General features: G+C 44.9%; 12 protein-coding genes. 1 reads left to right on the forward strand and 11 read right to left on the reverse strand.

Annotation, left to right across the window (positions count from 1 at the left end):
• Positions 1 to 46 precede the first annotated feature (46 nt).
• The 9 genes from glyA to D829_RS0108850 form a co-directional block, all read right to left on the reverse strand.
• Positions 47 to 1291: a serine hydroxymethyltransferase gene (gene glyA, locus D829_RS0108810; protein ID WP_017688509.1), complete on the reverse strand. Its 1245-nt coding sequence runs from the start codon at positions 1289 to 1291 to the stop codon at positions 47 to 49.
• Positions 1292 to 1316: 25 nt separating this feature from the next.
• Positions 1317 to 2522: a benzoate/H(+) symporter BenE family transporter gene (locus tag D829_RS0108815; protein WP_017688510.1), complete on the reverse strand. Its 1206-nt coding sequence runs from the start codon at positions 2520 to 2522 to the stop codon at positions 1317 to 1319.
• A gap of 19 nt (positions 2523 to 2541) precedes the next feature.
• Positions 2542 to 3285 carry a YggS family pyridoxal phosphate-dependent enzyme gene (locus tag D829_RS0108820; protein ID WP_017688511.1) on the reverse strand — a complete coding sequence of 248 codons (744 nt, stop codon included), beginning with the start codon at positions 3283 to 3285 and terminating at the stop codon, positions 2542 to 2544.
• Positions 3286 to 3611: 326 nt separating this feature from the next.
• Entirely contained in the window at positions 3612 to 4544 is a 933-nt protein-coding gene (gene rbsB, locus D829_RS0108825; RefSeq protein ID WP_017688512.1) for a ribose ABC transporter substrate-binding protein RbsB, read from the reverse strand.
• 14 nt (positions 4545 to 4558) lie between these two features.
• A complete protein-coding gene (gene rbsC, locus D829_RS0108830; protein WP_017688513.1) occupies positions 4559 to 5530 on the reverse strand; it encodes a ribose ABC transporter permease in 972 nt (323 codons plus the stop codon).
• Position 5531: 1 nt separating this feature from the next.
• Positions 5532 to 7013 carry a sugar ABC transporter ATP-binding protein gene (locus tag D829_RS0108835; protein WP_017688514.1) on the reverse strand — a complete coding sequence of 494 codons (1482 nt, stop codon included), beginning with the start codon at positions 7011 to 7013 and terminating at the stop codon, positions 5532 to 5534.
• Between the two features lie 14 nt (positions 7014 to 7027).
• The gene (rbsD, locus tag D829_RS0108840) at positions 7028 to 7429 is read right to left on the reverse strand and encodes a D-ribose pyranase (RefSeq protein ID WP_017688515.1); all 402 of its coding nucleotides are present in this window, start codon (positions 7427 to 7429) and stop codon (positions 7028 to 7030) included.
• On the reverse strand, positions 7429 to 8307 hold the full coding sequence (rbsK, locus tag D829_RS0108845) for a ribokinase (protein WP_017688516.1): 879 nt from the start codon (positions 8305 to 8307) through the stop codon (positions 7429 to 7431). The genes rbsD and rbsK overlap by 1 nt, the downstream gene beginning before the upstream one ends.
• Entirely contained in the window at positions 8300 to 9289 is a 990-nt protein-coding gene (locus D829_RS0108850; protein ID WP_017688517.1) for a LacI family DNA-binding transcriptional regulator, read from the reverse strand. The genes rbsK and D829_RS0108850 overlap by 8 nt, the downstream gene beginning before the upstream one ends.
• A 352-nt stretch (positions 9290 to 9641) precedes the next feature.
• Here D829_RS0108850 and D829_RS0108855 point away from each other — a divergent pair, with 352 nt between their 5' ends.
• Entirely contained in the window at positions 9642 to 10610 is a 969-nt protein-coding gene (locus tag D829_RS0108855) for a DMT family transporter (protein ID WP_017688518.1), read from the forward strand.
• Between the two features lie 100 nt (positions 10611 to 10710).
• On the opposite strand, the gene D829_RS0108860 is transcribed toward D829_RS0108855, so the two are convergent.
• A complete protein-coding gene (locus D829_RS0108860; RefSeq protein ID WP_017688519.1) occupies positions 10711 to 11853 on the reverse strand; it encodes a DUF4309 domain-containing protein in 1143 nt (380 codons plus the stop codon).
• 295 nt (positions 11854 to 12148) lie between these two features.
• Positions 12149 to 12559, reverse strand: a 411-nt coding sequence (locus D829_RS0108865) for a serine hydrolase domain-containing protein (RefSeq protein ID WP_017688520.1), incomplete at its 5' end; no start/stop codon positions are given.

Raw genomic sequence — 12559 nt, forward strand, 5'->3', positions numbered from 1 at the left:
TATCTATTAGGAACAATTGCAGGCTCTATTTGTGTCTGCTGTTGAGCTATTTAAGCCCTTCATATAGAGGAAATTGCAAAGTGATTTCACGGACACTACTTAATATTTGATTTTTGACATCCGAGTTCTTTGGATTTTTGAAAGCAAGTCCTATCAGCTGAGCAATTTCTTTCATTTCCCTGGCTCCAAGTCCTCTTGAAGTCATAGCCGGAGTTCCAAAACGAATACCGCTTGTAACCAAAGGACTTGCCGTATCGTGAGGGATTACATTTTTATTCGCCGTAATCCCTACTTCATCCAGTAAAGCTTCGGCTTCTTTGCCTGTAAGGCCCATAGTTCGTAAGTCAACCAACACGATATGATTATCTGTTCCTCCCGATACAAGGGTGAGTCCTTCATTCATTAAAGTTTCTGCCAATACGTTGGCGTTATTCAGAACACCTTCAATATATGTTGTGAACTCGGATTGCAATGCCTCACCTAATGCCACCGCCTTTCCTGCAATGACATGCATGAATGGCCCGCCCTGAGTCCCTGGGAATACAGCTTTGTCGATCGCCTTTGCCCAGGAGTCCCGGCACAAAATGGCTCCCCCTCGTGGTCCTCGTAAGGTCTTGTGCGTGGTGGTTGAAACAAAATGGGCATGTGGTACCGGGTTAGGATGTAAACCTGCCGCAACAATTCCTGCTATATGCGCCATATCTACAAAGAAAAGAGCTCCCACGTCGGCGGCAATCTGGGCAAATAATTCAAACTCAATGGTCCGCGGGTATGCACTTCCACCTGCAACAATCATGCGTGGACGATATTTATAAGCAAGTTTACGTACTTCGTCAAAGTCAATGCGGCCCGTCTGTGCATCGACACCATATGGAACAAAATTGTAAAACCTACCTGAAAAATTAACAGTACTTCCGTGTGTTAGATGACCACCTTGGGATAGATTCATGCCAAGTATTGTGTCCCCAATCTCAACCGAGGCAAAATATACTGCCATGTTGGCCTGAGAACCGGAGTGAGGCTGCACATTCGCATGTTCAGCGCCAAAAAGTGCTTTAAGGCGGCTATTTGCTATCTCTTCGACTGTATCGACATGCTCACACCCGCCATAATATCTTCGGGCAGGATACCCCTCCGCATATTTATTGGTCAATACCGAACCTGTTGCTTCCATCACAGCTTGACTTACAAAATTCTCTGATGCAATCAGTTCTATCGTATCCCGCTGCCTTCCAAGCTCTTGCTGGACAGCCTTTCCTATTACTTTATCTTGCTTCTCCAAATGTTTCATGAACATCTTCCTCTCAATATTAAGGTTATCTATTCGTTCCAAGTTGTTTTTTGGGAAATTTACTATTCATCAGTAGATGTGCCATCATTCCTGCAAACAGTCCCCAAAATGCTCCACCAACACCAAGTAAAGTCACATTCGCTGCTGTCGCCAAAAACGTAATCAATGCAGTTTCACGTCCCTTAGGGTCCGTTAATGCATTGGCAAGACTGCCACCGATCGTTCCAAGTAAGGCCAATCCCGCTAATGTTGCAATAAAGGTAGCAGGAAGAATCAAAAACAGAGCAGCCAATGTTACGCCAAAAATGCCGACAAAAATATAAAAAACACCACAAGCAATACCTGCAATATAACGTTTGGTTGAATCCTCATGTGCATCCTTTCCTGTACAAATCGCTGCTGTAATAGCTGCCACATTAAAAGCATGTGATCCGAATGGGGCTGCAAGAAGCGAACCCAAACCTGTTACGGCCAAAATAGGATTGGCACTTGTCTTGAATCCATCATTACGCAGAACAAGCATTCCGGGCATATACTGCCCTGTCAAGGTAATAATGAACAGTGGTAGCGCAACGCCAAGTAAAGCATTTAACGAAAATGCTGGAACCACAAATACAGGCGATGCTACAGCCAATTGGATTGTACTGAAGTCTGTTTTCCCCATGCATATCAAATAAATCAAACCGATTGCCAATATGCCAACAATGGCGTAACGGGAAGTAAACCTTCTTAGCACGATATAGCCTGCAAACAGTACAATCACAAGCAAAGGATCTACCTTCGCCCCTCCAAAGGCCGAAATACCAAACTGTAGTAAAATACCGGCTAACAATCCGGAAGCGATGCCTGGGGGAATAAGTCGAACGAAACGTTCAAACATGCCTGACAAACCTAAAATAATAAATCCGACTGCTGAAATCATGTAAGCGCCAATAGCTTCTGGATAAGGGGTTACCGCTAATGCTGAAACGAGAAACGCCACACCCGGTGTAGACCAGGCTGTAATAATCGGTTCCTTGTATCGATAACTGAGCCAAATCCCCGTTACTCCTACCCCAATCGAGATGGACCAAATCCAGGAAGCCGTCATTTCCGGGCTTAGACCAGCGACTTTGGCTGCTTGAAAAACAAGAATAAAGGTGCCCCCGTAATTAACAATAACGGATATTAAAGCGGCTATGATCGGCGATATCAGATCGCGACCACGTAACGAAGGGGATGCTGTCTTCATATTTAACACTACCTCTCACTTAATCATCGATGCGTGTGTTTTCATTCCAGTAATACTCGTCCGGTAAGTAGCGTTGACCAAATACACTTGTCCCTACACGGATCATTGTAGCTCCTTCTTCAATGGCGACTTGGAAGTCAGCAGACATACCCATCGATAAAATATCCATTTCTACGCGTGGAATATTTTTCTCTTTAATCTGTGTACGGATCTGGTTTAACAATCGAAAACAATGTCGTGTTTCTTCGTTTGTCGCATTCAGTTTTCCAATGGTCATTAAACCTTTCACGTTTAATGTCTCGAATTGAGACAACTGTTCTACAAGCTCGACGGCTGTTTCTGGAGAGGCACCAAATTTACTTTCTTCGTAGGACGTATTAATTTGCACAAGAATGTCTAAGGTCTTATTCTCTTTGAGAAGCTGGTTATGTAACGCTTGACCCAGTTTCAGACGATCTACGGAATGGATGAGAGTAACATATTTAACAACGTCCTTTACTTTATTTGTTTGCAGATGTCCGATAAAATGCCATTCCACCTGCTTGCTTTGTTCCATGAGTGGGAATTTGTCTCGGAGTTCTTGAGCTTTGTTCTCTCCAAACAGGACCTCACCTGCTTGAATAGCTATTTGTAATTTCTCTAGCGGTACCGTTTTGGTCGCGAGCAACAACTTGATGTCCTCTATGTTGCGACCTGAAGCCTGGCAGGCCAATGCCATTTGCTGTCTTACAGCTTGAAGATTTTCTTCTACTAGATGTTTCATGTCAGCCACCTTCTTTCTATTCCGAACAGGAATGAATCAATGAGATTAGCTCCTCCTTATGTTGTGAAGACTGTGTAGAACGTCATGCTAGTATAGCAACGCATGGATTGGATATACATATCCAAAAATGCTATTTTGGAGCAGTCCAAAAAGACAAAGTGGACATTAATTCAATTGGGGCACCTTTAATATGCTTTTAAAAAGTCAATAATCTGATTGATATGATATCCGCACGCTTCTTCTGAAATGAAAAAAAGCCGCTAATTTAGCGGCTTGGTTTAGTCCTATGTTCATGTCCAAAACGAAGATACATGTTTTATGATGATTTACTCATTCACATTTTCCTTGGTTACCAGCTTCAATTCAGCCGGAATGGATTTCTCTATTTGCTTGCCACTGAGCACATCCAGAGCAGCTTGCAGTGCCAGTTGGCCAATCAGTACTGGTTGCTGAGCGACTGTTGCCGTCAATTTCCCATCCTGAATGGATTTGATTGCATCATCATTGCCATCGAATCCGATGACCGGAATGTCTTTACCTGAGCTTTGAATCGCTTCAATCGCACCCAGTGCCATCTCATCATTATGGGCAAATACTGCCTGCACGTCAGGATTACCCTGAAGCAGATTCTCCATGACATTTAATCCTTTGGACCGATCGAAATCAGCAGATTGTTTAGAAACCACATCAAGTTGCTTGTCAGCCACTTCATGGAAACCTTTACCCCGTTCTCTTGTTGCGGAAGCGCCAGGTACACCCTCAAGTTCAATGACTTTTGCTCCCTCACCCAGTTGTTCCACAAAATATTCAGCTGCCATGCGTCCACCTTTAACGTTATCAGATGCCACTAGTGCCGCCACTTCGCCTTTATCTGCGGAGCGATCCAGCGTGATTACAGGAATGCCCACACTATTAGCGGATTGAACCGCTGTGGAGATCGCTGCAGAGTCCGCAGGGTTAATTAGCAGTGCACTAACGCCTTGCTGAATGAGATCATCCACATCATTGGTTTGTTTGGCCGAATCGTTCTGCGCATCCACCACGATGACTTGTATTCCCTGTTTTTTGGCTTCAGCCATTACCCCGTCCTTCAGTGATACAAAGAATGGATTGTTCAGTGTAGATATCGACAAACCTATTTTCTTCTGTCCGTTACTTTTGTTTGGGTTAGGTTTCGCCCATTCCGGTGGCTCCAGAGAGCACCCGGCCAGAACGATGATCATCAGCATACTTATGAGTGTTACAGTCCACTTTTTCATATTCGCTTCTCTCCTTATGCTGTTTTCTTGCGGTCCAGCAGGACAGCAATGGCAATGACGATACCTTTTACAACCATTTGATAAAATGAGTTTACTTCAAGCAAGTTCAATCCATTATTCAACACGCCGATAATCAGAACACCGATCAGTGTACCAACGATGCGTCCGCGTCCTCCAGCAAGACTTGTACCACCCAATACAACTGCTGCGATCGCATCCAGCTCGTAGGATGTACCTGCCGTTGGTTGTGCTGAATTCAAACGCGATGTCAGAATTGCACCTGCCAGAGCAGCGAGCATACCTGTCAGGGAGTAGATCATAATTTTCACGCGATTCACTTTGATACCCGAGATAATGGAAGCTTTCTCATTACCACCGATAGCGTACGTTTTGCGACCAAAAGCCGTTTTATGCAAAACAATCCACAGAATCATGAAGGTAATCAGCATCGTAATTGCAGGTACCGGAATACCCAGCAGGTAACCGCGGCCGAACAGTTGGAATAACAGGCTATCCCCGAGGCCAGTAATTGGATTACCATTGGTGTACACCAACGTTAATCCTCTGAATATCGTCATGGTAGCGAGTGTAGCGATAAACGGAGCCATTTTGCCTTTGGTAATCATCAGTCCGTTCACCATACCCATGACACCACCGAGTGCTACACCGATAATGATGGACAAGATCGGATCCAGACCGGACAACATCATATTTGCCACAAAAGCACTGGATAAAGCCAGGATTGAGCCAACCGACAGATCAATTCCACCTGTCAGGATAACAAACGTCATACCGAAGGCAATCAGCGCATTAATCGAGACTTGACGCAATAAATTCAAGATATTAAGCGGTTCCAAGAAACTTGGATTCAACACCGATACGATGAGAATAAGAATGATTAAGCCAAGCAGCGGTCCCAATTTTTGTATCACGTTTGAGAAACGGAAGCCGCTTTTAGCCGTTTTGTTTTCCTGCATTGTAGTCATATCACTGTCCCCCTGTGGCCAATGTCATAATGTGTTCTTGTGTTGCTACTTCCCTTGCAACCTCGCCACTGATGTGTCCCTCATGCACAACCACGATCCGGTCGCTCATGCCAAGCACTTCAGGTAGCTCCGACGATACCATGATGATTGCAACGCCGCGGTCTGTCAGTTCATTCATCAATTCATAGATTTCGCGCTTCGCCCCGACATCCACTCCGCGGGTAGGTTCATCCAGGATAAGCACGCTTGGTCCGATCCCAACCCATTTCGCGATAACCACCTTCTGCTGGTTACCCCCGGATAGATTCCTTGCCGCCGTCTCAGAGGATTGCGTTTTGATCTGTAGACGTTTTATCAGTGTATCTACGAAGTCTTGTTCTTTTGAAGTTGAGATGAAACCTTTGCTTGAGAAACTGAACAGATTTGGCAACGCCATATTCTCGCGAATAGAGAAGTCTAATACCAGCCCCTCATCCTTGCGGTCTTCTGTGATAAACCCGATTCCATGTTTCACTGCATCTGCCGGTTTACGAATGTTCGCTTTTTTGCCGCGGATGAAGATTTCACCGCTATCCAACGTATCCAAACCAAAGATGGTTCTCATGATCTCTGTTCGTCCAGAACCCATGAGTCCTGAGAAACCGAGTATTTCCCCCGCTCTCACCGTGAAGTTAATATTCTCGAATAGACCTTTGCTGCTTGCATTCCTTACTTCGAGGACAACTTCACCATAAGAAGGATTCCGGACGGGATAACGCTCGGTAAGTTCACGACCTACCATTTTCCGCACCACTTCATCAAAGCTTGTCTGCGGAATAGGTTGCGTGTCTACCGTTCTTCCGTCACGCATGATGGTAATCCGGTCACAGATCGTGAATATCTCCTCCATTCGGTGAGAAATATACACGATGGATACGCCTTCCTTCTTCAGCGAGCTGATTACACCAAACAGCTTCTGGATCTCACGCTCCGTAAGTGCTGCTGTTGGCTCGTCCATAATGATGACCTTGGCATCTGTCATTAGCGCTTTGGCAATTTCAATCATCTGTTGCTGCCCGACAGAGCACTCTCCCGCAGGACGTTCCAGTGGTATGTCTACGGAAAGCTTGGCGAACTGTTCTGTGGCAAGCGCTCTCATTTGTCTTGTATTAAGCAACCCGATGGATGATGTCAGTTCCTTACCAATAAAGAGATTATCCAGCACCGTCATTTCAGGCCATACATTCAGCTCCTGATGGATAAAGGTGATACCCAGTTTCTCTGCATCTTTCGGACTTGCAAAATAGTTTTCTTCTCCGTCTATGGTGATGGTTCCCTGATCACGCTGATGAAGACCAATCAGAATATTCATCAGTGTGGATTTGCCGGCTCCATTCTCCCCCATCAGGGCATGAACTTCACCATCCTTTAGTTCAAAATCCACTCCGCTCAGCACCTGATTCGTTCCAAACGTTTTATGAATGTCTTGCATCTGAATGTGCATTACGCAACCTCCTTTTAACCGAAATGGACTCCCGATTGTAAAATGCAATTGGCATAGGGTGTGGCTTCACCTGTGCGGATGACCGCCTTCACCTGCCGAGTTAATGCTTTGAATTGTTCATGGCTGACGGAAGCATCGATTGCTTCTACCCCGAATTTCTCTGTGATGAATTGCATGGCTACGGGATTGCCTTCGCAAATCTCTTCAGCCACAATGACTTTCTCAATGACCATATCTTCAGCGATCGCTTCCACCACTTCGCGAAAGCTTGGTGTTCCCAGTTTAAGGGCCAGATCGATTTTGAGTACCCCGTCCGGTACCGGCAGACCTGCATCCGCAATCGCAATCATGTCCGTATGGCCCAGATCCGACAAAATCTTGGAAATGTGACTATTCAACATGCCATTTCTTTTCATTACAAGCTCTCCTCTACTTCATCACGCGTCGGCATGCCGCCCTGCGCTCCGAACTTGGTGACGGACAACGATGCAGCCCGATTGGCGAAGCGTATACTCTCTTGCAACGCTTTTCCTTCAGCCAAAGCAACTGCAAATGCGGCGTTGAACGTATCCCCTGCCCCAGTAGTATCGACAGCCTCAACTTTATAAGTTGGGACTAGAATTTCCTCAGTGCCATCAAAGTAACGTACACCTTTACTGCCCTCCGTGATGAACAATTTGTTAGGATACTGACGTAATGCCTGTGCCGGACTCATGCCCTGAAACAAAATCTCAGCTTCATGCTCGTTCGGTGTGATATATGCGGCATTGTCGATCACTTCTTGCGGCAATGTTCTCGCCGGTGCGGGATTAAGCAGCAGCGGTGTTCCGAATTCTGCACACAATGCACTCACATGCACAACCGTTTCCTCCGGAATTTCCTGCTGAATTAATACGATATCTGCATCGCGGATCACTTCAGCTGCTTCATCGACATATGCAGGAGTGACTTCCCGATTCGCCGCTTCAACCACTACGATACTATTATCACCTTCTGCCAGAATGATATGAGCCGTACCACTTTCTAAATGTGTAACCGGTTTCACATTTTGCGTATTTACAGCATTTGCTTTAAAGTTCTCTACAATATCTTTGCCAAAAGCATCGTCGCCTACCCGACCGATCATCGCAACCTCGGCACCCAGTCGTGCAGCGGCAACAGCCTGATTGGCTCCTTTGCCACCAGGAACCGTTTTGAAGCTATCGCCAAGAACGGTTTCACCCGCCCCCGGCCGTCTTGACGAAGTAACAACCAGATCCATTGAACTGCTTCCAATTACACATATTTTAGCCATCTGATCTCACCTTTCTCGTAGTGCCCCGTTCGATGAAACTCACGGGCAACTGTATGTTTTTATTCTCTATTGCAGCTTGTTCCACAAGCTGGATAAGTAATCCCGCCGCTTCTCTTCCCATCTCGTATGCTGGCTGACGGATGGTGGACAATGCCGGCGATAACAGGCTGCTCATCGGAATATCATCGAAACCAATCACTTGTACGTCATCAGGAACCTTTCTCCCGATTCGTGATGCCTCATGCAGTACTGCCATGGCTGCGATGTCATTGCTGGCAATGACCCCGTCTGTGTCCGCATACTTTTTGAATAATTCTTCAGCCCATACACCTGCCTCATTAATCGAAAATGAGGTCGTCTGGATTACTTGGTAGTCTAACCCAGCATCACGGATGATTTCAATCGCCCCTTCAAAACGATCCTGAGCGGGTCTGATCTGTGACGGTCCCTGCATAACTGTGATCCGGCGACTGCCGCGTTTGATAATCTCCCTTGCCGCTAGTCTTCCACCTTCCCTGCCGTCCGCATACACGGATGGACGATCCAGTGATGTTCTATCCAGAAACACAACGGGAATCTTCAGGTTTTCATATATTGAAGAATGAGGGTAGTTCGTTGAAGAGATCACACCAACCACGTTGTTCTGGATAAACGTCTGGATGTAATCCTGCTCCTTCCGTTCATCCTCATCACTATTTCCAAATATCAGTCTGTAATCCTGTTCCTGCATCCGGTCCTCTACACCGCGGGCCAACTGTGGGAAGTAAGGGTTGGTAATATCCGGCAACAACAGGCCAATCAGTTTAGACTTGCGTTTATATAATGAGCGGGCCACTTCATTCGGTGAAAAGTTAAGCGCCTTCACAGCATCTTCCACTTTCTTACGTGTGTCAGCATGAACATAACCTCTATCATTAATGACTCTGGATACGGTGGCAACAGATACGCCAGCCAGTTGAGCTACGTCTTTAATTGTTGTCATAAGTTGCTCTCCTCTATGTGTAACCGGTTACAGACATTAAATTATCATATTATTTTTAATTTGACAAGCGTTTTCATTCTGGAAATTTTTCAAGTGGTGTACATGCAGTGATCGTAATGTGTTCAAACCAACTATATTTAGCGGCCCCATGCCAGTCTTGTACACCATCATGAGTCACAATAACATCGCCGGGTTTGAGGAATTGAGCAGGCTTCCTTCTTTATAAACTTACCACCTGAGGAGCGGTTTATTAATTATCATTACAAAGATTAGCGATATGTGATATGGTCAGTGAGGATATTAATAGATTCATACATACATATGTGCATGAAATGTGAGGAGAAGATCGAAAGTGATAGAGAGAAATACCCTTGAGAAACCGAGTAAATTTAGTGATCCCATTTTTGTCATGCTCGTGGCAAGCCTGTGTTGCTTGTTATGGGGAAGTGCGTACCCATCCATCAAACTTGGATATATCGCGTTTAACATTCTGCCGGAAGATATTGCTTCCAAGTATGTATTTGCTGGATACCGGTTTACACTGGCGGGTATGCTGCTCTTGCTCCTGTCTCGTATCGTTAGAAAACAGAAGCTCCAATTAACCAAGCCTCAGTGGACAGGCCTCATCATGTTAGGTATATTGCAAACCGGTTTGCAATATATGTTTTTCTACGTTGGCGTAGCCAATACGACGGGTGTCAAAGGCTCCATTATGAACGCTACTACAACCTTTTTCAGTGTTGTTCTGGCCCATTTCATCTATAAAAACGACAAATTAAGCAGAAATAAAATCGTTGGTTGCTTGCTTGGATTCGTTGGTGTAATCATCGTAAACTTCCATACGGATCTGCTTGCTTTTTCCTTTTCATTCACAGGCGAAGGCTTCGTTATTATAGCGGCACTTGTTTTTTCCGTTACGGCCCTTTACGCAAAACGTCTCACCGCTACGATCGATGTTCTGATCATAACAGGTGTTAGCTTATTCGTCGGGGGACTGGTACTTACAATGTTAGGTCTATCACTTGGCGGTCGGGTCACCCATTTCACCTTGGAATCCACCAGTAACTTAATCTACCTGGCTTTGCTGTCATCCGTCGCATTTTGTCTATGGAATATGCTTCTCAAGTACAACAAGGTCGGAAGAGTGTCTGTCTATAACTTCCTAATCCCTGTATTTGGAGCTTTATTATCAGCGTTATTTCTGGGGGAAACGATCTTGGAACTGAAAAATCTGATCGCATTACTGTTCGTGTCAGTCGGCATTTATTTAGTCAATCGTGTACGTTCTGTGCAAAGCTCTAATAACACTCCAATGAAATAGACTACGCGTCCACTTCCATGGATAACAAAAAAAGCCGCTAATCAGCGGCTTTTTTTGTAAGTACGTATATGAATACGTTCAGTTTTCGCTATGTCATACCTTAATATATATTCGTAAAGTCAATTAAGTCTTCTTCTTCCAAATAATTAAAAACTATAGTGTGCTTACCCAGCTCATATTCCATCTCATAACCACCCACAACTTCATTATAATATTCCGAGGTGGGTTTTCCCATCCATCGTTTCACATTCCATGGTGAGAGATACTGCTTTTCATTGTACAGCTGGATAACCGCAATACGTGATTTATTGGTAAGCTCGTGCATGTATGAATCAAACCCGACGCCGAATTTAGAATAATAATAGTATGCTCCCCATTCCCCGTTTGAACGAGAATTGGGTTTCCCCAGCTTTTTTTGCATTGCTTGAAGCGTCATACCAATCTTGATGTCCGTCCGGCCTGGCAACACACCCTTTAAAGCGGCTTCCTTCAGGCTTTTCAGGTAAGCGCGATCGCCAACACCCGAGTTCGGCCAAGCTTTTGAACGAAGGTTACGCGTATCTTCCAACCGTAATTCCAATTTGTTCACATTCAGCTTAAACGTATCAACTCCATAGACGAATTGAAGATTGTTGTAATTTTTGAACTGTACTCGGGCACCTGAAAGAGTACGGATTCCATCATCTCTGCTTGCAGAGTAGGAATCGTCGATTTTTTTACCCTTATTATCGACATATGTTACACGGCGCAATTCCCCGGAACGAACAATATAGGTTTTCACCTCATTAAAATTAGAAGTTCCCCAATCAGTGATCATCAGCATGTCTGGTGTACCAGCCTCTTTGCTTTTCACAACAAAGTTCCAGGTTTGAGGCAAAATAATCGTATTCAGATCCAGTTTTGCTGCTTGGACTGTTCCGTATGCTGCGCCTTTTTTCAGCAAGGCTGCACGATACGTTCCTGAATAACTCTTGTCGCCTTTTTTATTGTTGGTCCAACCATTTTCTTCGGTCAGCGTGCTCTTCTGTTCATTATAAGCAAAAATATAAACAGTGTAAGCCGTTTGCTTGGCATCACGAAGCGTAAATGAAAGTCGGCTCATGCTTTCGAGCTGTTTGGCGGAGATTTGCTCTCCTTTGGCAGCGGCATTGGGTGGTAGCAGAAGCAATGCGCTCAGAACATAGCCGATTAAGGTAAGTAAGGCCAGAGAAGCCCATTTTGCGTTGTGTTTAGGGTGTATCATCGATGACTCTCCTTTGAGTAAAAAAATAAAATCTAACAGCTCTTTTCTAATTTTAAATCGTGCACAATCTCAACATTCAAACAGTTACTTGCTAGCGTGTAATCTTGATCAAACTATGTAATGAATATAGGTTCATGTTCAATAAGCATATCCTCCTACTAGTACTATTTTCCTAAGAATGATAACATACCCTTTCTAATAAAGAAATAACAATCTAATTAATAGATTTCGACTCATATAACATAAAAAAGCCGCTATTTAGCGGCTCTTCAAGTAACTTCGAATACGATATGATTTATAGACAGGAGTAAACCACATTACGTAAGCGTCGTTGAACGTACGGCTCCTGGCTATTCAGCAGGTGCTGTGCATACATAACTGTAAGCTCTGAATCCGGATCAATAATAGCCATACAACCAGCAGCGCCGCTCCATCCAAATTCGCCAATTGGACTCAGTGAGCCGCTTCCTGCTTTGGAGATATGTGTGCGAACACCCAGTCCATAGCCGTATCCATACATATGATCCCAGGAATAATCAGCACGAGTCATCTCGTTCAGGTGGTCCGTTCGCATCAGTTCCACTGAAGCCTGTGACAGAATGCGCACGCCTTCGGGACTCGTACCATGCCCAGTAAGCGCGTTCAGAAAACGTGCATAATCGCTAACGGTTGATAGCAACCCTGCACCGCCGCTTTCCAGCTCCGT

It is taken from the genome of Paenibacillus sp. PAMC 26794 (assembly GCF_000316035.1).
Classification (GTDB): domain Bacteria; phylum Bacillota; class Bacilli; order Paenibacillales; family Paenibacillaceae; genus Paenibacillus.

Coding starts and splice junctions, on each gene's coding strand:
- glyA (WP_017688509.1), bottom strand. CDS start 1,291: ATGAAACATTTGGAGAAGCAAGATAAAGTAATAGGAAAGGCTGTCCAG.
- D829_RS0108815 (WP_017688510.1), bottom strand. CDS start 2,522: ATGAAGACAGCATCCCCTTCGTTACGTGGTCGCGATCTGATATCGCCG.
- D829_RS0108820 (WP_017688511.1), bottom strand. CDS start 3,285: ATGAAACATCTAGTAGAAGAAAATCTTCAAGCTGTAAGACAGCAAATG.
- rbsB (WP_017688512.1), bottom strand. CDS start 4,544: ATGAAAAAGTGGACTGTAACACTCATAAGTATGCTGATGATCATCGTT.
- rbsC (WP_017688513.1), bottom strand. CDS start 5,530: ATGACTACAATGCAGGAAAACAAAACGGCTAAAAGCGGCTTCCGTTTC.
- D829_RS0108835 (WP_017688514.1), bottom strand. CDS start 7,013: ATGCACATTCAGATGCAAGACATTCATAAAACGTTTGGAACGAATCAG.
- rbsD (WP_017688515.1), bottom strand. CDS start 7,429: ATGAAAAGAAATGGCATGTTGAATAGTCACATTTCCAAGATTTTGTCG.
- rbsK (WP_017688516.1), bottom strand. CDS start 8,307: ATGGCTAAAATATGTGTAATTGGAAGCAGTTCAATGGATCTGGTTGTT.
- D829_RS0108850 (WP_017688517.1), bottom strand. CDS start 9,289: ATGACAACAATTAAAGACGTAGCTCAACTGGCTGGCGTATCTGTTGCC.
- D829_RS0108860 (WP_017688519.1), bottom strand. CDS start 11,853: ATGATACACCCTAAACACAACGCAAAATGGGCTTCTCTGGCCTTACTT.